The sequence below is a fragment of the Mycobacterium sp. TKK-01-0059 genome (genome assembly GCF_000709305.1).
In the GTDB taxonomy this organism is placed as follows: domain Bacteria; phylum Actinomycetota; class Actinomycetes; order Mycobacteriales; family Mycobacteriaceae; genus Mycobacterium; species Mycobacterium intracellulare.
Window position 1 is genome coordinate 2,271,493 of sequence record NZ_KL446993.1, and the last position, 22,057, is coordinate 2,293,549.

Genomic DNA, 22,057 nt, shown 5'->3' on the forward strand with positions numbered 1-22,057 from the left:
GACGCCGGGACGCCGGGGGGACCCGCTGGCGCGTAAGCGGATGCGTGCGGCGGCCGAAATTCTTGCCCCAGATCGGTGTAGGGCGCGCGTGAACGGGGTACTGCCTGCGCCACGGGTGAGTACAGCAAAGTGCGTCAGCCCGTCTGAGAGCAGGGAGGAACTCCGATGGCGACCACCACTGACTACGACGCACGCCGTGTATCCGACAACGACACCCAGGACAAGTCCTCGCTGCGCGAGCTGGCACCGACCCTGCGCGGGGCCGGCACCACCGTGGCCGACGAGGATCCCAACGATGTCCACTTCTTCGAGCTGCCCGGCGCCGACCTGTCCGGGGAGGAGCTGACGGTGACCGTGATCCCCCAGCGGGCCGACGAGTTCACCTGCTCGAGTTGCTTTTTGGTGCAGCACCGCAGCCGGTTGCGTCGCTCCAGCTCCGGCCTGCCGGTCTGCGCCGACTGCGCGTAACGCGCCGATAGCGCCCCGGCCGCGGCGTGGCGCCGTCTCGCGCCTGCGCCGAAATGTCACAGGCTTGAACTAGGTTCATCGGACAAGTCTGCGTCGGCGCGAACGGCACGTTGAGGAGTCATGGAGAAGGTTCTCGGGTTGCTCCTCCTGCTGGGGTTAGCTCTCCCTTGGTATTTCACGCAGCAGGCCACCGGCAGCCCGCCGGCGGGGTTTTTGGCCGGCCTCGGCGGGCTCGCGCTCGCGGTCGCCGTGCTGTGGTGGCTTTCGGTGCAGCGGGACCGCCGTCAGGCCGACGCCCACCGCCGCCGCGACCTCAAACACGCGAAATCCCGGCTGCGGGCCATCGACCGCATGTCCGGTACCGAATTCGAGGAATTCGTCGCCGCCCAGCTGCGCGTCGCGGGTTACACCGTCACGCCGACCGCGAGCACCGGCGACTACGGGGTGGACCTCATCGCCAAAAGGGGCGGCGTCCGCATGGCGGTGCAGTGCAAAAGGCTGGCCAAGGCCGTCGGCGTCGCCGCGGTGCAACAGGTCGTTTCCGGGTCGCGCCACCACGGCTGCAATCGGGCGGTCGTGGTGACCAACCAGACGTTCACGAAGGCGGCCCGCCAATTGGCCGGCACCCATCAATGCCGGCTGGTCGGGCGCACCCAGCTGCAGAACTGGACGCGGGTGGCGCCCCTTCCCGTGCGGGGGAACTAACGGCCGCGAGATGCCCTGGGCCGCAGCGCGTTCGGACGGCGCGCCTCAGCGCCGGGTGGTGTCCTCGATGACCCGGCGCGCGATCTCGCGCAGCGGGGTGTTCGTGCTCTGCGACAGTTTGATCAGCGTGTTGAACGCCGTGTGGTCATCGAGGTCGTAGCGCTCCATCAGAATGCCTTTGGCCTGCCCGATGGTGTCGCGGGTGCTCAGGGCCTCCCTGAACTGTTGGGTGCGGACGACGTTGCTCCACGCCAGGGCGCCCAGCGCGGCGAAGACGGCGGCCACCCGGCGGGAATCGTCGGAAAAGGCGTGCGGGCGTTCGGCATAGAAGTTCAGCGCCCCCATGCTGAGCTCGTCGGCGTACATCGGCAGTGACAGGACGCTGCGCACCGGCGTGTACGCGAGGGCGTCGGCCTGATACTTCGGCCAGCGCGAGTCGCTCCCGAGGTCGTCGATGACGACGACTTTCCGGGTCCACGCGGCGTGCACGCACGGCCCCTCGAGGTGGCGTTGCTGGAACTCGTCGAGCAACCTGGCGCAGTCGTCGGTGACCGAGGGGGTGCTGACCTCGTTCTGCCGGCTGGTGACCGTGATCCCCGCCTCCTGCGCCCCGGGCACCCAGCGCGCCGCCGCCCTGGTCAGCTCGTCCAGCACCCGAGGGAAGTCGGCCGCGTCCGCCGAATAGATGGCCCGCAGAACGTCGGTGAGCAGGGTGAGATCGTCGAAATTGGTCACTGAATGTCGCCTTCGTGCGTCGAGACCGGTTCCAGGCAAAACCCGCGCCGTTTTCTCCCAGCCTGCGGTCTCGCGAGGCGATCATTTGTCAGTTATGACGGCGACGAATGTCAATGCTGTCTGCTCAGCATTACGGTGAGATCCACTATATCGGCCGGGTTTTGGGTGATTGCGACCGACACCGGACGAGCAAAACCTAAGTGGTCGGGGTGGCGGGATTCGAACCCACGGCCTCTTCGTCCCGAACGAAGCGCGCTACCAAGCTGCGCCACACCCCGCCTGAAGCTCCGACAGCCTATCGCACCGGGCCAGCGGCTCGCCAAACCGCGGTGCGCCACGTCACTCCCACGAGCAAGAACGCTCGAACTCGACCAGCGCCCGGGCCGGGCCCGTTGGGTCCAGTCCCTGCGCCGCGACCCACTCGTCGCTGAAGTAGGTGTCGCGGTAGCGGTCGCCGCTGTCGGCGAGCAGCGTCACCACCGAACCGCTGCGGCCTTCGGCGACCATCTCGGCGAGCAGGCCGAACGCGCCCCACACGTTGGTGCCCGTGGACGGTCCCACCCGGCGCCCCAACACGGCGCTGACGTGGCGCGCGGCGGCGATCGACGCCGCGTCCGGGACGGCCACCATGCGGTCGACCACGCCGGGGAGAAACGACGGCTCCACCCGCGGGCGGCCGATGCCCTCGATGCGCGACGAGGTGGGCATCAGAACGTCGTCGCGGTCCTCGGCGTAGGCGGGAAAGAAGGCGGAGTTCTCCGGGTCGACGACGCACAACCGGGTGGCGTGGCGGCGATAGCGGATGTAGCGCCCGATCGTGGCGCTGGTCCCGCCGGTGCCGGCGCCGACCACGATCCATTCCGGGACGGGGAAGCGCTCCTCGCGCATCTGCTCGAAGATCGACTCGGCGATGTTGTTGTTGCCCCGCCAGTCGGTGGCGCGTTCGGCGTTGGTGAACTGGTCCAGGTAGTGCCCGCCGGTTTCGCGGGCGACGCGCTCGGCTTCGGCATACACCTCGCTGGAACTCTGCACGAAATGGCAACGGCCGCCGTGGGCTTCGATCAGCGCGACCTTCGATGCGCTCGTCGCCGCCGGCATCACCGCGACGAACGGTAGCCCCAGCAGGGCCGCGAAATAGGCCTCCGACACCGCCGTCGAACCCGACGACGCCTCGACCACCGTGGTGCCCTCGTCGATCCAGCCGTTGCACAGGGCGTAGAGGAACAACGAGCGGGCCAGCCGGTGCTTGAGGCTGCCGGTGATGTGGGTGGTCTCGTCCTTGAGGTACAGCGCGACGTCGACGTCGGTGCTCCACGCCGACGGCAGCGGATAGCGCAGCAGGTGGGTGTCGGCGCTGCGGCGGGCGTCGGCGTGGATCAACCGGATCGCGTTGTCGGTCCAGCACCGTGAGCGGCTGCGGACCGCGATCCGGGTCCGGTCGGTCAACGCACCGAAGCTGTTGGCTGCGAACGGCTCAGGTCGCTGGCCGCGTCGCGGTCGCCCATCGGGGTGGAGATCAGCGTCAGCATGGTCGCCTCGGGCCGGCAGCAGAATCGCACCGGCGCGAACGGCGAGGTGCCCATCCCCGCGGAGACGTGCAACTGCATGTGCGCGCCCCACCGCGACGGCCCCTTCGCGCGCGAGCGGTCCAGGCCGCAGTTGGTCACCAGGGCGCCGTAGAACGGCAGGCAGACCTGTCCGCCGTGGGTGTGCCCGGCCATCACCAGTTGATAGCCGTCGGCGGCGAAGCGGTCCAGCACCCTGGGCTCCGGGGAGTGGGTCAGTCCCAGCCGCAGGTTCGCCGCGGGGCTGGCCGGGCCCGCGATGGTGTCGTAGCGGTCCCGGTCGAGGTGCGGGTCGTCCACGCCCGCGGCGGCGACGTGCAGACCCGCCACCTCGAACTCGCGCCGGGTGTGGGTGAGGTCGAGCCAGCCGCGCTCGGTGAACGCCGCCCGCAGGTCCTGCCAGGGCAGCGGCTCGCCGCGGACCCGGTGCGACGGGTTGGTCACGTAGTTCAGCGGGTTCTTCAGGCGCGGCCCGAAGTAGTCGTTGCTGCCGAACACGAAGACACCCGGCCGCGACAGCAGGTCGCCCAGGGCCTGGACGACCGCCGGGACGGCCTTCGGGTGGGCCAGGTTGTCGCCGGTGTTGACCACCAGGTCCGGCTCCCAGCCGGCCAGCTCCCGCAGCCACGCCTGCTTGCGCCGCTGGCCGGGCGTCATGTGGAGATCGCTGATGTGGAGCACGCGCAACGGTGTGGAACCCGGGCTCAACACGGGCATGGTGATCTCGCGCAGGACGAAGGCGTTGCGCTCGATGATCGCGGCATAGCCGAGGCCGGCGACGCTCGAACCGAGCGCCGCGGCACCGGCACGTATCAGGACGGGCATAACGTTCGCCATGATGGCAGCCTACTGCCGGTCGCGGACGGGCAGCGTATCTCGTGCGTCACGACGCAATCAGATTTACGGGGGCGGCGCACCGGGCGGGGCCGGCGGTGGCGGCGCCATCAACGGGATGGTGATCGGCGGCAGCCCCGGAATCTCGACGACCTGCGAGCCGACCGGCACCGGCGCCCCTTCGGGCGGCGGCGGCGGGGCGGGCGGGATGCCGTTGCTGACCTGAATGGTGATGATCGAGCCCGGAATCGTCGCGCCGCTCGGTGTCGTGCCGACCACCTCGCCCTGCTTCGCGCTGCTGTTGACGAAGTTGTTCTGGTCGGCGACCTGGAAGCCGGCCTCCTTGATGCGCGCGCGTGCCGCGTCGATGTCCAGGCCCGCCACGCTCGGCACCCGCGACCCGGGGGAGCCGTCGACGTAGCGCGGGTCGGTGGGCGGCAGTTGCACCGGGCCGAAGTTGGTGGCGATCGGTTTCATCGCGGTGAACCACGTGCGCGCGGGCTCGTTACCGCCGTAGAGGTCGCCCTCGCCGCAGTGCCGCAACGGGGACGAACACAAGTCCGTGGGGTTGGTGGAGTCATCGTAGATGTAGTTGGCCGCCGCGTAGTGGTTGGTGAATCCGACGAAGCCCGAGGAGCGGTGGGCTTCGGTGGTGCCCGTCTTACCGGACATCGGCAGGTCCCAGCCCGCCGCGCCGGCCGAACCGGACGCCGTGCCGCCGCCCAACGCGTCCTTGCTCATCGCGTTGGCCAGTGTGTTGGCCAGCCCCTCGGGGACCACCTGATCGCAGGTCTCGGTCGTCACCGCGACTTCGTTGCCCTTGCGGTCGACCACCTTGTCGATCGGGTTCGGCGGGCACCAGGTGCCCCCCGAGGCGAGCGTGGCCGCGACGTTGGACAGCTCCAGCGCGTTCACCTCGATCGGGCCCAGGGTGAACGATCCGATGTTCTGCCGTTTGACGAAGTCGGCGAGGCTCTCGTTGCTGTCGGGGTTGTAGTCGCGGGCGGTGCCGGGGTCGGCGTAGGACCGCAGCCCGAGTTTGATCGCCATGTCCACCGTGCGCGTCACCCCGACCTGCTGGATCAGCTTGGCGAACGCGGTGTTGGGTGAGGTGGCCAACGCGTCGGTCACGTTCATCGACCCGCGGTAGTTACCGGCGTTGACCACGCACCAGTTGTCCTTCGGGCAGCCCTTGGCCCCGCCGCTACCCATGCCCTTGGCCTGGAACCGGCCGGGCACCTCGAGGGTGGCGTTGATGCCCATCCCCATGTCCAGGGCCGCGGCCGTGGTGAAGATCTTGAAGACGGATCCCGCGCCGTCGCCGACCAGGGAGAAGGGTTGCGGGCGCATGGTCTGACCGGCGTCGACGTCCAGCCCGTAGGTGCGGTTGCTGGCCATCGCCATCACCTTGTGCGACGTCTTGCCGGGCTGGATCACGCTCATCACGCTCGAGATGCCCGGCAGCGTCGGGCTGGCGAACTTGTCGATCGCCGCCTTGACCGGCAGCTGCACGTCCGGGTCCAACGTCGTCTTGATCAGGTAGCCGCCCCGGGCCACCTGTTCCTTGCTGATCCCGGCCCGGGAGAGGTACTCCTGCACGTAGTCGCAGAAGAACGCCCGATCGCCCGCCGCGATGCAGCCGCGGGGCAACTCGTTGGGCTGCGGCAGGATGCCCAGCGGCGCGGCCTTGGCGGCCTGCAGCGCCTCGGCCTCCTGCGGGATGTTCTCGATCATGGTGTCCAGCACCAGGTTCCGCCGCGCGAGAGCGCCCTCGGGGTTGGTGTACGGGTTGAGCGCGCTGGTCGATTGCACCATGCCCGCCAGCAGCGCCGCCTGCTGCCAGTTCAGGTCGGAGGCGTTGATGCCGAAGTAGGTCTGGGCGGCGTCCTGCACGCCGAACGAGTTGTTGCCGAACGAGACCAGGTTCAAATACCGCGTCAGGATCTCGGGCTTGGTGAAGGTCTTGTCCAGCGTCAGCGCCATCCGGATCTCGCGCAGCTTGCGCGCCGGGGTGGTTTCCACCGCCGCGCGCTTCTCCGCGTCGGTCTTCGCGGTGACCAGCAGCTGGTAGTTCTTGATGTACTGCTGCTCGATGGTCGACCCGCCGCGCGTGTCCACGTCACCGCGCGCGTAGCCCGCCAGCCCGGTCAGGGTGCCCTTCCAGTCCACCCCGTTGTGGTCGGCGAACCGCTTGTCCTCGATGGAGACGATCGCCAGCTTCATCGTGTTGGCGATCTTGTCGCTGGGCACCTCGAACCGGCGTTGCGAATACAGCCACGCGATGGTGTTGCCCTTGGCGTCGACCATCGTCGTCACCGCCGGCACCTCGCCCTCGAGCAGCTGCGCGGAGCCGTTGGCGACCACTTCGGAGGCCCGATTGGACACCAGCCCTATGCCGCCGGCGACGGGAAACAGGAGTGCGGTGGCGACGACGCTGGCCAACAAACAGAACCCCGCGAGCTTCAAGATCGTGAGCGCGGCCGGGGGGCGGTCTGACATGGCTACTACAGTAGCGGCCCCCAGTCACGCCGCCACGCTGCAACTTCGCCCAAAAATTTCGGCGCCCGGGCCCCTCGGGTGCGCACCCAGAATTTGCGATTGCGTCACAGGTCAGACGGGTAGCCCAGTGTGCAAGATCACTTTCCCGCCGGATTTTTTGGACGAGACGGCACGCTCGTCCCAAAAAAAGCGTTATCGGACTGTTGCGCAATTGGCACCTGACCACCTAACTTAGACACACGGTGAGATTCAGGTAACACCGATGTACATGGTGAGGCGTAGATCGCAGGGTTGGATCTGCACCCAAGGAGGGCGGCCGTGACGGGCGGCCGGTAGGGAAAGGGAACGATTCGTGTCACCAATACGGCCGGCGGCGCGTAGGACAAACATCGCAGCCGCACAAGGTGTACTCCGCAGCGTCGATGCTGAAGAACGGATCGCTTGGGTCTCGAAGGCGCTCTGCCGCACGACCGATCCCGACGAACTGTTTGTCCGTGGCGCGGCCCAGCGCAAGGCGGCAGTGATCTGCCGGCACTGCCCGGTGATGCAGGAATGCGCGGCAGACGCGCTGGACAACAAGGTCGAGTTCGGGGTGTGGGGCGGCATGACCGAGCGGCAACGCCGCGCGCTGCTCAAGCAGCACCCCGAGGTGGTGTCCTGGGCGGACTTCTTCGACAAGAGCAGAAGCCGCACCGCGGGCTGACCGAGTGGGGCCCTAGGCGACCGACGTGATCTGGTCGGCGAGGGCCCGCAGCGCTTCCAGATCCGACACGTCAAACGGCAGCGAAGGAACGCCGATGACCGGCACGTGCGGATTGGCTCCGGTGAATCGGGAGAGCAATCTGACTTCCCGCTTGGCGGTCTGCGCGCGGTCGGCATGAATCCGCAGCACGGCCGCGGCCAGCGACGCGGCTTCGGAATCGGTGTCGTGCTCCAGCATCTCGGTGGCGTCGATCGCCCGCTCGGCCGGTAGCGAGCACAACGTCGGATGCGTGCGGTTCAAGACCAGCCCGGCGAGCGGCATGCCTTCCTGCGACAGCCGGTCGACGAAGAAGGACGCCTCGCGCAACGCGTCGGGCTCGGCCGCCGACACCACGACGAATTGCGTGCCACGCCTTTTCAGCAGCGCGTACGTGCGGTCCGCCTTTTCCCGGAAGCCGCCGAAGGTGGCGTCCAGCGATTGCACGAACGCGGCGGCGTCGCCGAGCATCTGTGAGCCCAGGATGGTCGACATTGCCTTCATGGCCAAACCCATTGCGCCGGTGACCAACCGGCCGATGCCGCGGCCCGGCGCCAGCAGCAGCCGCCACAACCGGCTGTCCATGAAGCTGCCCAGCCGCTTCGGCGCGTCCAGGAAGTCCAGCGCGTTGCGCGACGGCGGGGTGTCGACGACCACCAGGTCCCAGCGATCCTCGGCCAGCAGCTGGCCCAGCTTCTCCATCGCCATGTATTCCTGCGTGCCCGCAAGCGAACTGGCGACGGTCTGATAGAACTGGTTGTCCAGAATCGCTTGTGCGCGACCGGGTCCGGAGTATTGGACCACCATTTCGTCGAAGGTGCGACGCATGTCGAGCATCATCGCGTGCAGCTCGCCTTCAACCTCCGCCGCCAGCGGGACGCGCTGCGGCGTGTTGCCGAGGTCGTTGACCCCCAGCGCCTGGGCCAGCCGCTTGGCCGGATCGATCGTCAAGACGCAGACGTTGCGGCCGTATTCGGCGGCGCGCAGGGCGATCGCGGCCGCGGTGGTCGTCTTGCCCACGCCGCCCGCGCCGCAGCACACCACCACCCGGTTCGACGTGTCGGCCAGGATAGCGGCCATATCAAGCGGTTTCGGCGTGGTGCTCATCGAACTCCTTGCTGTGCAAGCGATTCCGACAGTTCGTAAAGGCTGCCCAAATCGACCCCGTCGGAGATCGCCGGAAGTTGTAGCCGCGGGACTTTCAGCGCGTCGAGCTGTTGCGCGATCTCGGAGCGGGTGGCGATCACGGTCGCGTGCTCGATGGTCTCGGTCAACAGGCCGGCGAAGTCGTTGTCGTTCAACGTGATTCCGGACTTTTCCAGCCCGGCCCGCACCGAGTCGGCGTCGACGTCCCCCTCGGCGGCCTTCGCCAGATCGGCCGGTTGCAGGTAGGAGGGGATGTTGCGGTTGACGATCACGCTGCCGATCGGCAGCTGCATGTCGGCGAGCTCCTCGATGGCCTCGAGCGTTTCCTGGACGGGCAGCGCCTCCAGCAGGGTGACCAGGTGAATGGCGGTCTGCTCGGAGTGCAGCAGCTTCACGACGCCGTCGGCCTGCGAGTGCACGGGGCCGCCCTTGGCCAGATCGGAGACGGCCTTGGTGACATCGAGAAACCGCGCGATCCGTCCCGTCGGGGGCGCGTCGACGACGATCGCGTCATACACCGGGAGCCGGTTCTTGTCGACGCGGATCACCGTCTCTTTGATCTTCCCGGTGAGCAGCACGTCGCGCAGGCCGGGCGCGATGGTCGTCGCGAACTCGATCGCACCGATGCGGCGCATCGCGCGGCCGGCGATGCCCAAGTTGTAGAACATGTCGAGGTATTCCAGGAATGCGGCCTCGATGTCGATCGCCAGGGCGTTGACCTGGCCGCCGCGTTCGGCGGTCGCGATCTTCACCTCCTGATAGGGCAGGGGTGGGACGTCGAAGAGTTGCGCAATCCCTTGGCGGCCCTCGACTTCCACGAGGAGGACTTTGCGGCCGCCGGCCGCCAGCGTGAGCGCCAGCGCCGCCGCGATCGTCGACTTGCCGGTACCGCCTTTGCCGGTCACAAAATGCAAGCGGGCCTTGGTCAGGCGCGCCGGCCAGCCGACGGCGCTGCCGCCGCTCGAAGTGGTTGCCACCTTCGCATGCTAGCCCGGCCGGGCTGGCCGGAGCGGTTCACCTCCGACCGATAAGCTCGCCGCATGAGCCAACCGACCGCCTGGGAGTACGTCACCGTCCCGTTGCTGACGCACGCCACCAAACAGATCCTCGACCAGTGGGGCGCCGACGGCTGGGAGCTGGTGTCCGTGCTGAACGGCCCGACCGGCGAACAGCACGTCGCCTACCTCAAGCGCCCCAAGTAGAGATGAGCGCCCAGCCTTCCTGGAAGGCCCGACTGGCCGAGCTCGATCTCGCGCTGCCGGAGGTGGTCGCGCCCCTGGCCTCTTATGTGCCGGCGGTGCGCACGGGCGACCTGGTCTACACCGCCGGCCAGCTGCCGATGCGGGCCGGGAAGCTGGCGGGCACCGGCAAGCTCGGCGCGGAGGTCACCCCGGACGAGGGCAAGGCGCTGGCGCGGATCTGCGCGCTCAACGCGTTGGCGGCGGTCGATTCCCTGGTGGGCATCGACTCGGTGACCCGAGTGGTGAAGGTGGTCGGCTTCGTCGCATCGGCTCCCGGGTTCAACGGCCAGCCCAGCGTCATCAACGGCGCCTCCGACCTGCTCGGCGAGGTCTTCGGCGACCGGGGCGCGCACGCGCGCTCGGCGGTCGGCGTCTCCGAGCTGCCACTGGACGCGCCGGTGGAAGTGGAGCTGATCGTCGAGGTCGGCTGACGGTCGTGACCGAGGTTGCCGAGCCGCCGACTCACCCCGCATACGGCAGGTTGCGGGCAGTCACCGACACGGTCTCGGTCCTGTTGGCCGACAACCCGGGCCTGATGACGCTGGAGGGCACCAACACCTGGGTGCTGCGCGGGCCGCGGAGCGACGAGCTGGTCATCGTGGATCCCGGCCCCGACGACGACGAGCACATCGCGCGGGTCGCCGCGCTGGGGCGCATCGGTTTGGTGCTGATCAGCCACCGGCACGGCGACCACACCGACGGCATCGACAAGCTCGTCGAGCGCACCGGCGCGACGGTCCGGTCGGCGGGCAGTGGCTTTCTGCGTGGGCTGGGCGGCGAGCTGGTCGACGGCGAGGTCATCGATGCGGCCGGACTCAGGATCAAGGTCATGGCCACCCCCGGCCACACCGCCGATTCGCTGTCCTTCGTCCTCGACGATGCCGTGCTGACCGCCGATACGATCCTGGGCCGCGGCACCACGGTGATGGACTCCGAAGACGGCAGTCTCACCGACTATTTGGAATCGCTGCACCGGTTGCGGGGGCTGGGCCGCCGCGCCGTGCTGCCCGGGCACGGGCCGGAGCTGTCCGACCTGGAGGCCGTCGCGCGCGGATACATTGCGCACCGGCATGAGCGGCTGGAGCAGGTGCGATCCGCGCTGCGCGAGCTCGGCGAGGACGCGGGGGCCCGCCAGATCGTCGAGCACGTCTACGTCGACGTCGACGAGAAGCTGTGGGATGCCGCCGAATGGTCGGTGCAGGTGCAGCTGAACCACCTGCGCGGCTAGCGCGGAGTCGCCCCGGCGAGCGTTCGCGAGCGTAACGCCATTGCGAAATTGAGCGCCGCAAATTGCAGCCACGAAGCGCTCGCAGACCAGGATTGCGCGCGCGCTTCGCGCGCGCTTACCTCGCTCGGGGTGGGATTCTCGCTCGGTTGCGCCCGCGCTTCGCGCGCGCTTACCTCGCTCGGCGCGCGAGCCTCTCGGAGTCGGAGATCAGCACGCTCTTGCCCTCGAGGCGGATCCAGCCGCGGTGGGCGAAGTCGGCCAGCGCCTTGTTCACCGTCTCCCGCGAAGCCCCCACCAGCTGGGCGATCTCCTCCTGCGTCAGGTCGTGGGTGACCCGCATGGCGCCACCTTCCTGGGTGCCGAAACGCTGGGCGAGCTGCAGCAGCTGCTTGGCCACCCGGCCGGGCACGTCGGTGAAGATGAGGTCGGCCAGGTTGTTGTTGGTGCGGCGCAGCCGTCGGGCCAGCACCCGCAACAACTGCTCGGCGATCTCGGGGCGATCGGCGATCCACGCCCGCAGCGCGTCGCGGTCCATCGACACCGCACGCACCTCGGTGATGGTGGTGGCGCTGGAAGTCCGCGGACCCGGGTCGAAGATCGACAATTCGCCGAACATGTCCGACGGGCCCATGATCGTCAGCAGGTTCTCGCGTCCATCGGGCGAGCGGCGACCGATCTTCACCTTCCCCGCGACGATGATGTAGAGCCGATCCCCCGGTTCCCCCTCAGCGAAGACTGTGTGTCCGCGGGGGAAGTCGACGGGTTGCAGCTGCTTGGTCAGCGCCGTGACCGCGCCGGGCTCAACCCCTTGGAAGATTCCTGCCCTTGCCAGGATCTCGTCCACGTTGCCTCTTCAACTTTCCCAGAAAATTAATGTATACGGGCAGGCTGATCCCTTGCTCGCGTGACGAGTCTAGAGGAACGCCATTGTGTCTAACGTGCCAACGCTACACACGATTGGCGTGTCGAGGTGCCCTAAATTGCGGATTGACGTGCGAATGGCCGTGGATTCGCGTCGGCAGGGTCATCTCGTCGCGGTCGACGAAGCCGACGGCGAATGACGGCGCGGCGTGCCGCGGCCCGTCGTTGCGCCCCGTCAACGCGGGGCCGGGCAGCTGCCGGGCCTCGCGTCGATGCAGGTATTCAAGCGCCTCGGGCATGCCCTCGGAGGCCAGCGTGCGCATGTCGACACCGCCGGCGCGTTCGAGAAATTCGTCGACATCGGCCACCGCAAGGGGGGCACGGGTGAGCTCGGATTCGAGCCGCCCCAGACCCAGCGCCGCCAGCATCAGCAGCACCGGAACCCCGGCCACCAGCAACCATGACACACGAAGAGTAAACATGGCCTCCCGTCAACACGAGGTCTCGGCGAGATCACGAAATCAGTACTCTGTCGTAGGTGACAGTGGCAAAGTCGTCCGGGCGTTCGAAGTCGACGCCGGCCCAGCCCGATGGCGTCGACGCGGGGCGCTGGTCGCAGGAATCCCGAGTGGCCCTGGTGCGACGGGCGCGGCGGATGAATCGTGCGCTGGCACAAGCGTTTCCGGATGCGCACTGCGAGCTTGACTTCACCACGCCGCTGGAACTGACCGTCGCCACCATCCTGTCCGCGCAGAGCACCGACAAGCGGGTCAATCTGACGACGCCGGCGCTGTTCAAGCGGTATCCGTCGGCGCTGGATTACGCCCAGGCCGACCGCGCCGAACTGGAAAACCTGATCCGCCCGACCGGGTTCTTCCGCAATAAGGCGTCCTCGCTGATCGGCCTGGGGCAGGCCCTGGTCGAACGGTTCGACGGCGAGGTGCCGCCGACGATGGCCGAACTGGTCACCCTGCCCGGCGTGGGCCGCAAGACCGCCAACGTCATCCTGGGCAACGCCTTCGGGATCCCCGGCATCACCGTCGACACCCACTTCGCGCGGCTCGTGCACCGGTGGCGCTGGACCACGGACAAGGACCCGGTCAAAATCGAGCACTCGGTCGGCGAGCTCATCGAGCGCAGCGAGTGGACGATGCTGAGCCACCGGGTGATCTTCCACGGCCGCCGGGTGTGCCACGCGCGCAAACCCGCATGCGGCGTCTGCCTGATCGCCAAGGATTGCCCCTCCTTCGGGCTGGGTCCCACCGAGGCGCCGCTGGCCGCGTCGCTGGTGAAGGGCCCGGAAACCGAGCACCTGCTGGCGCTGGCCGGGCTCTAAGCACCCGGGGTAGGAGACGTTGAGCCGGACGACCCGCTGGACCATCGCGATTCTGGCGGTGGTGGTGGCGCTGATCGCGGCGCTGGTGGCCCAGCTGCGAGACCACTCCGCCACGCCGGGGACGCCGGCGACCGATCGTGCGGCGGCGGAGCGGGAACACCGCGACGCCGATACCCCCGCCGCGCTGGCGGGTCCGCGGCAACGCGCCGGCCTGGCGCCCTGTCCCGCCGGCGCAAGCGGTCCCGGTCCCGAGGCGCTGCGCGGTGTGACCGCCGAATGCGCCGCCGACGGTTCGGTGGTCGACGTCGCGCGCGCGGTCGCCGGGCGCCGGGTGGTCCTCAACTTGTGGGCATATTGGTGCGCGCCGTGCGCCGCCGAACTGCCCGCGATGGCCGAGTATCAACGACGGGCCGGTTCGGACGTGACGGTGGTGACGGTGCATCAAGACGAGAACGAGACCGCCGCGTTGCTGCGGCTGGCCGAGCTCGGCGTTCGGCTGCCGACCCTGCAGGACGGCCGGCGCCGGGTCGCGGCCGCGCTGCGGGTGGTAAATGTGATGCCCGCGACGGTGGTCCTGCGGCCGGACGGTAGCGTTGCGCAGACGCTGCCGCGCGCTTTCACCACTGCCGACGAGATCGCCGCGGCGATCGGAACCGACAGGGGATAAGCGGAAAAATTGAACCGACTGGAGGGGCCGTGAGTGCTGGGGGTTCGCCCCTGCGGAATGGGGACCCCGCCCCCGCGCGCGGGACCGTTCCGCTGACACCTGACGCCTGCCCGTCCTGGCTGCGTCCACTGGTCGACCACGTCGACGACGTCCCCGACGCGGCCCGGCGCCGCCTGCCGGCCGACGTGCTGGCGATGATCACCACCAAGGCCGCGTCGGCGGTCACCACCCTGCGCGGAGCCGCCCGCGACGCCGCGGTCCTGGTGTTGTTCTCCGGCCCGCAATCCGGCCCGCCCGGTGGCGGCCCGCCCGACGACGCCGACCTGTTGCTCACCGTGCGGGCGTCGACCTTGCGCCACCACGCCGGCCAGGCGGCATTCCCCGGCGGCGCCGCCGATCCCACCGACGACGGCCCCGTGGCCACCGCCCTGCGCGAGGCCCATGAGGAAACCGGAATCGACGTCAGCAGGCTTCATCCCCTGGCCACCATGGAGCGGATGTTCATCGCGCCCTCGCAGTTTCACGTCGTGCCGGTGTTGGCGTACTCGCCGGACCCCGGTTCGGTGGCCGTCGTCAACGAGGCCGAGACGGCGATCGTCGCGCGAGTTCCGGTGCGCGCCTTCATCAATCCGGAAAACCGGTTGATGGTGTACCGCGGCGACCTCGGCCGCCGGTGGGCCGGCCCGGCGTTTCTGCTGAACGAGATGCTGGTATGGGGATTCACTGGCCAGGTGATCTCCGCACTGCTCGACGTCGCCGGCTGGGCGCAGCCATGGGACACCGCCGACGAGCGGGAGTTGGACGCGGCGATGGCGCTGGTCGGTGACCGGGGTGAGCCCCGCCGATGAACATGAATTCGATGACCCCGTCGCAGTGGCTGGATATCGCCGTGCTGGCGGTCGCCTTCATCGCGGCGGTCTCGGGCTGGCGGTCCGGGGCGTTGGGGTCGCTGCTGTCGTTCGTGGGGGTGTTGCTCGGTGCCATCGCGGGGGTGTTGCTTGCGCCCCACCTCGTCAGCCACATCGCTGCGCCGCGCGCCAAATTGTTTGCGGCACTGTTCTTGATCCTCGCGCTCGTCGTCATCGGCGAGGTCGCCGGCGTGGTGTTGGGACGCGCCGTCCGGGGCGCGATCCGCAGCCGCTCGATCCGAACCCTCGACTCGGTGATCGGGGTTGGGGTGCAGCTCGTCGTGGTGCTGACGGCCGCGTGGCTGTTGGCGACGCCGCTGACCCAGTCGAAGGACCAGCCCGAGCTGGCCGCAGCGGTCCGGGGTTCGCGAGTGTTGGCTCAGGTCAACGAGGTAGCGCCGCCGTGGCTCAAGACGGTGCCCAAGCGGCTGTCCGCGCTGCTGAACACCTCCGGGTTGCCCGCGGTGTTGGAGCCGTTCAGCCGCACTCCGGTCATTCCGGTCGCCTCGCCCGACCCCGAGCTGGCCCGCAACCCGGTGGTGCAGGCCACCGCTCCGAGCGTGGTCAAGGTGCGCAGCCTGGCCCCCAGCTGCCAGAAGGTGTTGGAGGGCAGCGGATTCGTGATCGCGCCCGACCGGGTGATGACCAATGCGCACGTGGTGGCCGGCTCCAACAGCGTGCAGATCTACGCCAGCGGCAATCCCCTCGACGCCACCGTGGTGTCCTACGATCCGTCGGTCGACGTCGCGATCCTGGCGGTCCCCAACCTGCCGCCGCCACCGTTGCCGTTCGCGCAGACCGAGGCGAAGACGGGTGCCAGCGTCGTCGTGCTGGGGTATCCGGGCGGGGGCAACTTCACCGCGACCCCGGCCAGGATCCGGGAGCTGATCAAGTTGAGCGGGCCCGACATCTACCGGGACCCGGCGCCGGTCACCCGCGACGTATACACGATCAGAGCCGGTGTGGAGCAAGGCAATTCGGGCGGACCGTTGATCGACCTCGACGGCCACGTGCTCGGGGTGGTGTTCGGCGCGGCCGTCGACGACCCCGACACCGGCTTTGTGCTGACCGCCGACGAGGTGGCGGGTCAGCTCGCCAAAATCGGTGACACGCAGACGGTGGGCACCGGGTCCTGCGTCAGTTGAGGCCGGCCCGGGAGCCGTGCACCTGGTCGAGGAATCTCATCAGGTGCCTGTTGACTTCCTCGGGGGCCTCTTCGTGGCTGAAATGCCCTGCGCCCGCGATGGATACGTAGCGTCCCTGCGGCGCGTAACGTCGCGTCCGATCGACCGGGTCGGCAAGCACATAGGGATCCGCCTCACCGCGTAGGTGCAACAGCGGCACACTGAGCCGCTGGCACATCGACCTCATGAACCGCCTGCCCTCGTCGCGCAGCTGGCTGCGCGCCGCCCAGCGCTGGTATTCCAGCGCGCAGTGCGCGGCGCCCGGGATCTGTATCACCGTCCGCAGGTGGCCGATGGTCTCGGAAAAGTCCTCGGATGCAAGCCATTTCGCGCAGCTGCGGCTTCGGACCAAGCGTTCGATCTCGGCCGCGTCGTCGCGGGTCAGCAGGCGCTCGGGCCACAACGGCACCTGGTAGGGGAGCAGGGTCTGCAACAGCGCATAACCCTGGTCGCGGCGCGTCAGCGTTGAGCGCCGCAACGCCGCGGGGTGCGGCGAGCTGATCAGCGCGATGGCCGACACCAGCCGCGAATGCAGCAGCGCGGTGGCCCAGCAGGCCAACCCACCGTCGGCGTGGCCGACCAACGTCGCCGAGGAGTGCCCCAGCGCCCGGATGAGCCCGGCCGTGTCCCCGGCCAGCGTCCACCCGTCGTAGCCACGGGGCGGCTTGTCGCTGCCGCCGTAGCCGCGCAGGTCGACGGCGACCATGCGGGCGCCGGTCAGGCCGCGCAGCTGATGACGCCAGGACCACCAGAACGAGCCGAATCCGTGCAACAGCATTACCAACGGCCGCGCCGTCGGCGGCAGTCCACCGGCGTCGCGGGCGCTGACGGCCTCGACGACGTGAAAGCGGATGCCGTTGGCGTGCACATCCAGGTGGCGCCACGGCCCGTCGATGCGGGTTACCGACGGATCGGGCGGCGGCATCTACCCACCCGAGGGGTCGCCGGCGGCGTCGCGCTTCGCGTGCCTGCCGTGGCTCCCGGTGAGTTGCTTGTCATGGCCCGGGGTGAGCGCGGTGCGGGTCTCCTTGACCGATTCGATCGTCTCGCGCGGCCCTCGAATCCGGCGCACCTTGAGGAAGCCCAGCAGGGCCAGCACGGCGCCGACCACCACCATGATCCCGAAGACGATCAGGTACGCCACCCAGCGCCACAGCCAGGTGTCGAGCAGTTCGGCGACGAAGAAGAAGAAAAAGAAGGTGGAGTAGAACAGCACCACCAGCGCGGCGATGAAGAAGACGCTACCGGTGAGGCCCTTTTTGACGTCGCGGGTAATTTCGGCGCGGGCCAGTTCGACTTCGGCGCGCACCAGCGTGGAGACCTGGGTCGTCGCGTCCTTGATCAGGTCGCCGATCGACGACTCGGCGGGCTTGGCGTGCGGGTCGGTCAACGGGATCGTGGTCAGCGTGCTGGGCACGCCGTTCTTGCCATCGGCTTTGCTCACAGACCGTCCTCTTTCGTCGTCGCCAGGCTCGCTGTCGTCGCGGTTTATGTTGCCATGTGGCGCCTGGACAGGAGAAGGCAGACGAGACCAGCCGAACCCGCGACCGCCCGGTGGCCAGTTGGGTTCGGCCAGAACGCGGTCCGCACAGGCGCGCGGCAGGAGCGAACCTGGCTGCCTGGCCGATTACACTCGTCCACGCCGGTCGCGATGTCCGGCCGACCGATGGGAGTGAGGCTGTGCGGAGGGCGCACCGGTGCTTCTTGGTGGCGATGGTTTCCCTGCTGGTGGCCGTGCTCGGTTCGCATGCCCACGCCGCCGCCGCTGATGTCAGGATCCCGCTGGGGGGCGGCGCGGGCATCGTCGTCAACGGCGACACCATGTGCACGCTGACCACCATCGGCGGGGACGCCGCGGGTGAGCTCATCGGTTTCACCTCCGCGCACTGCGGGGGCCCGGGCGCGCAGGTCGCCGCCGAGGGCGCGGAAAACGCGGGCGTCTTGGGCACCATGGTCGCCGGCAACGACAACCTCGACTATGCGGTGATCAAGTTCGATCCGGCCAAGGTGACGCCGGTGGCGAACTTCAACGGCTTTTTGATCAGCGGCATCGGTCCGGACCCGGCCTTCGGCGAGATCGCCTGCAAACAGGGCCGCACCACCGGCAATTCGTGCGGCGTCACCTGGGGCGCGGGCCAGACGCCGGGCACCATCGTGATGCAGGTCTGCGGCCAGCCCGGTGATTCCGGCGCGCCGGTGACCGTGAACAACGAGCTGGTCGGGATGATCCACGGCGCGTTCAGCGACAACCTGCCGACGTGCATCGTCAAGTACATCCCGTTGCACACCCCGGCGGTGGTCCAGTCCTTCAACGCGATCCTGGGCGACATCAACGCCAAGCACCGCCCCGGTGCGGGGTTCAGCCCGCTGCCGGCCTGACCGTCACCGGCTACTTCGCCGCCCTGATCGCGTCGAACACGCCGGGATCGAGCAGCGTTGACGTGTCGCCCAATTCGCGGTTTTCGGCGATGTCCCGCAACAGCCTGCGCATGATCTTGCCGCTGCGGGTCTTGGGTAGCTCGGGCACCACGTGTACCTCGCGCGGGCGTGCGATGGGGGAGATCTCCCGGGCCACCTCGACGCGCAGGTCGTCGACGATCCCGTCATGCACCTCGAAATCCGCGCACAAGACGACGAACGCGCAGATGGCCTGGCCGGTCGTCTCGTCGGTCGCGCCGACCACCGCCGCCTCGGCCACCGCGGCGTGGCCGACCAGCGCCGACTCCACCTCGGCCGTGGAGAGCCGATGCCCCGACACGTTCATCACGTCGTCGATGCGGCCGACCACCCAGATGTCGCCGTCGCTGTCGTAATAGGCGCTGTCACCGGCGAAATACCAGCCTTGCTCGGCGAATCGGGACCAATAGGTCTCGACATAACGTTGCGGATCTCCCCAAATGCCGCGCAGCATCGACGGCCACGGCTGGTCCAGCACCAGGTAGCCGGTGACGTGCTCGCCCTTGTCCTCGCCCGGCGGCGGCAGCTCCTCGCCGTGGTCGTCGACGATCTTCGCCGAGACACCCGGCAGCGGCCGCATCGCCGAACCCGGTTTGGCCGCAACGACTCCGGGCAACGGGGAGATCATCGTGGCGCCGGTCTCGGTCTGCCACCAGGTGTCGACGATCGGAAGGCTGTCGGCGCCGATGACCTTGCGGTACCAGCGCCACGCTTCGGGGTTGATCGGCTCGCCGACCGACCCCAGCAGCCGCAGGCTGGACAGGTCGTGGGCGTCGGGAATCTCGCGGCCCCACTTCATGAACGTGCGAATCAGCGTGGGCGCGGTGTAATAGATTGTCACGCCGTACTTTTCGATGATCTCGAAATGCCGGTGCTGCGACGGGCTGTCGGGTGTGCCCTCGTAGAGAACCTCGGTCACGCCGTTGGCCAGCGGGCCGTAGACACCGTAGGTGTGTCCGGTGACCCAGCCGATGTCGGCGGTGCACCAGAACACGTCGCTGTCGGCCTTGATGTCGAAGACGTAGTAGTGCGTGTAGGCGGCGTGGGTCAGGTAGCCGCCGCTGGTGTGCACGATGCCCTTGGGCTTGCCGGTGGTTCCCGAGGTGTACAGCAGGAACAATGGTTGTTCGGCGTCGAACGGTTGCGGGGTGTGTTCGGGGGAGGCTGCGTCGATGACGTCGTGCCACCACAGATCGCGGTCGTCGTTCCAGGACACGTCAATTCCGGTGCGCCGCACCACAACAACGTGCTCGATGGGGCTGTCCGGGTCCGAGACCGCCTCGTCGGCGGCGTCCTTGAGGGGCGCGGGCTTGCCGCGGCGGAACTGCCCGTCGCTGGTGATCAGCAGCTTGGCATCGGCGTCGGCGATGCGGGCCTGCAGCGCTTTGGCGGTGAAGCCGGCGAACACGACGCTGTGCATGATGCCGAGGCGCGCGCAGGCCAGCATCGCGATCACGGCCTCCGGGATCAGCGGCAGGTAGATCGCGACGCGGTCACCGGCCACCAGGCCGAGATCGGTCAGCGCGTTGGCGGCCCTGCAGACCTCGGTTTGCAGCTGCGAGTAGGTCAGGCTGCGGTGGTCACCGACGGGCTCGCCCTCCCAATGGATGGCGACCCGATCCCCGTGGCCGGCCTCCACGTGGCGGTCCACGCAGTTGTATGCGACGTTGATCTTGCCGTCGGCGAACCATTTGGCGAACGGCGCGTCGGACCAGTCCAGCACCTCGGTGAACGGCGTCGCCCAGGACAACCGGTTGGCCTGCTCGGCCCAAAAGGCCAGCCGGTCCCGCTCGGCGTCGCGGTACAGCTCCTCGCCCGCGTTGGCCTGTTCGGCGAATTGCGCCGACGGGGGATACGACGAGGGGCCCGCAGAGTTGGTGGCGGTCACTGGCTTCTCTCCTGTGTCGAGGCTGCGCCGTTCGGTGGCGAGCCTAGCCCGGCGACGGCGAGCGCCGCATGGCGCGAGTGAGGAGCCGGGCAATCGGGGCTAGCGGTGTGCGGCCCGGCCGTCTGCGGCGTAGCTGTGCGAGCGGGAATTGCGCGGCCGAATCCGGGGTCAAAGGATGCCCTCGGGGCGGATAATCACCGTGTGTCGGGTCATGGGCGGAGCATCCGCCGACTAGCCTCCAGCATTGCCGCGGCCGCAACGACTTACGCCGCCGCCACAGTGCTGGGGTGGCCCGCATCGGCCATGCCGGCCGACACCGTCGACGCGCCGACACCGTGCTGGTCGGACCAGATCGCCGTATCCGCCTCCCCGACGCAGGGTGCGGTGGGGCACCGCGGGGTGACCCTGATCTTCACCCTCGCCGGCGGCGCGGAGCCCTGCACCATCGCCGGATACGCCGGGGTCGACTCCGGCGCCGGCGGCCCATTGGTGCACGCCCGGCCCACCCCGCGCGGATATCTGGGCGGCCTTCCGGCCGGCGTCAACGTCGCGCCCGCCGTCATCCTGTCCATCTCGACCCAGGGCCAGGCGATCGTCGAGGGCATCGCCGTCGACGGCGAGGGAAAGCCGTGCCCCACCTACACGGACCTGCTCGTCAATCCGCCCGGCACCACCAACGTCGTCACGGTGTCGGCCACCATCGAGGCCTGCGAGTTGCAGGTGCATCCCGTCACCGCGGTCTGAGCGACTCAGCCGGCCCTGGCCAGGCAGTAGACCCGCGCGGGGCTGGGGTAGGAATTCGCCTTAGTCCCTGCAGGGCACTGGGTTTCGTCCACGCTGCCGTCGATGCGCTTGAAAACCTTGAACGTGGCTAAGCGCGGGTTGTCACAGTCGGCCGGCGTCCAGGTGGCCGTAGTGGTGGGATCTGTCTGCAGGTAACACTGCCCTTCGATGAGGTTGGCGATGAAACACAAAGTGTGGGCGTTGTTGGCGAGGCGTGAATAGACGGAGCCATCGCGCTTGTCGTCCGGGCAGGTCGCCGTCGGTCCCTCGTCGGCGGCGAGCTCGAACGTCGCCACGGGGTTGGCGCAGTCAGACGGTGACTTCAACGAACCCATGCGCACCTCGAACTCCGAGAAGCACTGGCCGACCTTGGGCACCGCGGCCGAGCCCGACGTTGATGCCTGGCCGATGGTGTGCGATCCCCGCCGGTCGTCGTGCGACGCGACCCGCGCGATTTTCCCCAGCATGGCCAGGCCGCTCAGCGCCAGCAGGACGGCGCCGACGGCGATCAGCGTGGTGCCCGACTTCCCCGGCGCCGGCCGTGGCGGGTAGCCGGGATACGGCGGCGGGGTCGGGTACGGACCCGGATATCCGGGCGGGGGCGGCGGATAGGGATAGCCGGGGTGATAGGGCGGCGGGGTCTGCCGACGGGCGCGGGAGCGCCGCCCAAGTCCGATGATGAGAAGCGTCAACCCCGTCGCCGGAAGCCCGAGCAAGAACATCAGCCGGCCGACCAGCACGGCGGGGGATTCGTCGAGGGCCAGGTACGCGACGACCACCCGAGGATTCTAGGTCGTAGACGCGGCCACGGCA

The 22,057-nt window shown here is 68.7% G+C and carries 24 protein-coding genes and 1 tRNA gene; 12 read left to right on the forward strand and 13 right to left on the reverse strand.

Translation table 11 applies throughout. The features are described from left to right. Positions 1-165: 165 nt before the first annotated feature. Positions 166-468, forward strand: coding sequence for a DUF4193 domain-containing protein (locus K883_RS10960; protein ID WP_008263321.1), 303 nt, complete (start codon positions 166-168; stop codon positions 466-468). A 120-nt stretch (positions 469-588) separates the two neighbouring features. Further along, positions 589-1,173, forward strand: a complete 585-nt coding sequence (locus K883_RS10965; protein WP_008263324.1) for a restriction endonuclease — start codon at positions 589-591, stop codon at positions 1,171-1,173. 45 nt (positions 1,174-1,218) lie between these two features. Here the strand turns inward: K883_RS10965 and K883_RS10970 are convergent, their stop codons facing one another. The 5 genes from K883_RS10970 to ponA2 all read right to left on the reverse strand — a co-directional run bounded on the left by K883_RS10970 (position 1,219) and on the right by ponA2 (position 6,806). Beyond that, positions 1,219-1,908, reverse strand: coding sequence for a GAF and ANTAR domain-containing protein (locus K883_RS10970; protein ID WP_009954787.1), 690 nt, complete (start codon positions 1,906-1,908; stop codon positions 1,219-1,221). Positions 1,909-2,109: 201 nt separating this feature from the next. Further along, positions 2,110-2,186, reverse strand: a tRNA-Pro gene (locus K883_RS10975). Between the two features lie 61 nt (positions 2,187-2,247). Then, positions 2,248-3,354 (reverse strand): L-cysteine desulfhydrase Cds1, encoded by a 1,107-nt coding sequence (locus K883_RS10980; RefSeq protein WP_014381696.1) that lies wholly within the window; start codon positions 3,352-3,354, stop codon positions 2,248-2,250. Beyond that, positions 3,351-4,310, reverse strand: coding sequence for a metallophosphoesterase (locus K883_RS10985; RefSeq protein ID WP_008263336.1), 960 nt, complete (start codon positions 4,308-4,310; stop codon positions 3,351-3,353). Before K883_RS10985 ends, K883_RS10980 begins: the two co-directional genes overlap by 4 nt. Positions 4,311-4,373: 63 nt before the next feature. Next, entirely contained in the window at positions 4,374-6,806 is a 2,433-nt protein-coding gene (gene ponA2, locus K883_RS10990) for a transglycosylase/D,D-transpeptidase PonA2 (RefSeq protein WP_008263338.1), read from the reverse strand. A 352-nt stretch (positions 6,807-7,158) separates the two neighbouring features. Between ponA2 and K883_RS10995 the strand changes: the two genes are divergently transcribed. Next, entirely contained in the window at positions 7,159-7,509 is a 351-nt protein-coding gene (locus K883_RS10995; protein WP_008263340.1) for a WhiB family transcriptional regulator, read from the forward strand. A 12-nt stretch (positions 7,510-7,521) separates the two neighbouring features. Here the strand turns inward: K883_RS10995 and K883_RS11000 are convergent, their stop codons facing one another. Further along, entirely contained in the window at positions 7,522-8,652 is a 1,131-nt protein-coding gene (locus K883_RS11000) for an ArsA family ATPase (protein ID WP_008263342.1), read from the reverse strand. Beyond that, on the reverse strand, positions 8,649-9,668 hold the full coding sequence (locus tag K883_RS11005; protein WP_008263344.1) for an ArsA-related P-loop ATPase: 1,020 nt from the start codon (positions 9,666-9,668) through the stop codon (positions 8,649-8,651). The genes K883_RS11000 and K883_RS11005 overlap by 4 nt, the downstream gene beginning before the upstream one ends. Positions 9,669-9,731: 63 nt before the next feature. On the opposite strand from K883_RS11005, the gene K883_RS27505 reads away from it, so the two are divergent. The 3 genes from K883_RS27505 to K883_RS11015 are packed head-to-tail and all read left to right on the forward strand — an operon-like array spanning position 9,732 to position 11,160. Next, the gene (locus K883_RS27505) at positions 9,732-9,893 is read left to right on the forward strand and encodes a DUF4177 domain-containing protein (RefSeq protein ID WP_008263345.1); all 162 of its coding nucleotides are present in this window, start codon (positions 9,732-9,734) and stop codon (positions 9,891-9,893) included. A 2-nt stretch (positions 9,894-9,895) separates the two neighbouring features. Then, the gene (locus K883_RS11010; protein WP_008263347.1) at positions 9,896-10,363 is read left to right on the forward strand and encodes a RidA family protein; all 468 of its coding nucleotides are present in this window, start codon (positions 9,896-9,898) and stop codon (positions 10,361-10,363) included. Positions 10,364-10,368: 5 nt separating this feature from the next. Beyond that, a complete protein-coding gene (locus K883_RS11015; RefSeq protein ID WP_008263349.1) occupies positions 10,369-11,160 on the forward strand; it encodes an MBL fold metallo-hydrolase in 792 nt (263 codons plus the stop codon). Positions 11,161-11,329: 169 nt separating this feature from the next. Here K883_RS11015 and crp read toward each other — a convergent pair whose 3' ends face one another. Then, on the reverse strand, positions 11,330-12,004 hold the full coding sequence (gene crp, locus K883_RS11020; RefSeq protein WP_007772229.1) for a cAMP-activated global transcriptional regulator CRP: 675 nt from the start codon (positions 12,002-12,004) through the stop codon (positions 11,330-11,332). Positions 12,005-12,107: 103 nt separating this feature from the next. After that, positions 12,108-12,503, reverse strand: a complete 396-nt coding sequence (locus K883_RS11025) for a hypothetical protein (protein ID WP_225323758.1) — start codon at positions 12,501-12,503, stop codon at positions 12,108-12,110. Between the two features lie 173 nt (positions 12,504-12,676). On the opposite strand from K883_RS11025, the gene nth reads away from it, so the two are divergent. From nth to marP, 4 genes are read left to right on the forward strand one after another with little or no spacing between them, the layout of a single operon-like run. Then, the gene (nth, locus tag K883_RS11030) at positions 12,677-13,357 is read left to right on the forward strand and encodes an endonuclease III (RefSeq protein ID WP_036455416.1); all 681 of its coding nucleotides are present in this window, start codon (positions 12,677-12,679) and stop codon (positions 13,355-13,357) included. 19 nt (positions 13,358-13,376) lie between these two features. Further along, the gene (locus K883_RS11035; protein ID WP_020821444.1) at positions 13,377-14,024 is read left to right on the forward strand and encodes a TlpA family protein disulfide reductase; all 648 of its coding nucleotides are present in this window, start codon (positions 13,377-13,379) and stop codon (positions 14,022-14,024) included. Between the two features lie 29 nt (positions 14,025-14,053). Further along, positions 14,054-14,872, forward strand: coding sequence for an NUDIX hydrolase (locus K883_RS11040; RefSeq protein ID WP_008263366.1), 819 nt, complete (start codon positions 14,054-14,056; stop codon positions 14,870-14,872). Positions 14,873-14,883: 11 nt separating this feature from the next. Next, positions 14,884-16,077, forward strand: a complete 1,194-nt coding sequence (marP, locus tag K883_RS11045) for an acid resistance serine protease MarP (protein WP_008263368.1) — start codon at positions 14,884-14,886, stop codon at positions 16,075-16,077. Here marP and K883_RS11050 read toward each other — a convergent pair. Further along, on the reverse strand, positions 16,070-17,041 hold the full coding sequence (locus K883_RS11050; RefSeq protein ID WP_020821445.1) for an alpha/beta fold hydrolase: 972 nt from the start codon (positions 17,039-17,041) through the stop codon (positions 16,070-16,072). The two genes, marP and K883_RS11050, sit on opposite strands and share 8 nt — an antisense overlap. After that, positions 17,042-17,560, reverse strand: a complete 519-nt coding sequence (locus tag K883_RS11055) for a phage holin family protein (RefSeq protein ID WP_014381700.1) — start codon at positions 17,558-17,560, stop codon at positions 17,042-17,044. It abuts the gene before it with no gap. 236 nt (positions 17,561-17,796) lie between these two features. Here K883_RS11055 and K883_RS11060 point away from each other — a divergent pair, with 236 nt between their 5' ends. After that, on the forward strand, positions 17,797-18,495 hold the full coding sequence (locus K883_RS11060) for a chymotrypsin family serine protease (RefSeq protein WP_020188338.1): 699 nt from the start codon (positions 17,797-17,799) through the stop codon (positions 18,493-18,495). Between the two features lie 10 nt (positions 18,496-18,505). Here K883_RS11060 and acs read toward each other — a convergent pair whose 3' ends face one another. Continuing rightward, on the reverse strand, positions 18,506-20,461 hold the full coding sequence (gene acs / locus K883_RS11065; protein WP_020821446.1) for an acetate--CoA ligase: 1,956 nt from the start codon (positions 20,459-20,461) through the stop codon (positions 18,506-18,508). 201 nt (positions 20,462-20,662) lie between these two features. Here acs and K883_RS11070 point away from each other — a divergent pair, with 201 nt between their 5' ends. Beyond that, positions 20,663-21,205, forward strand: coding sequence for a DUF4232 domain-containing protein (locus K883_RS11070; RefSeq protein ID WP_179945059.1), 543 nt, complete (start codon positions 20,663-20,665; stop codon positions 21,203-21,205). Positions 21,206-21,210: 5 nt separating this feature from the next. Here the strand turns inward: K883_RS11070 and K883_RS11075 are convergent, their stop codons facing one another. Then, positions 21,211-22,023 (reverse strand): LppU/SCO3897 family protein, encoded by an 813-nt coding sequence (locus K883_RS11075; RefSeq protein ID WP_020821448.1) that lies wholly within the window; start codon positions 22,021-22,023, stop codon positions 21,211-21,213. Between the last annotated feature and the right edge of the window lie 34 nt (positions 22,024-22,057).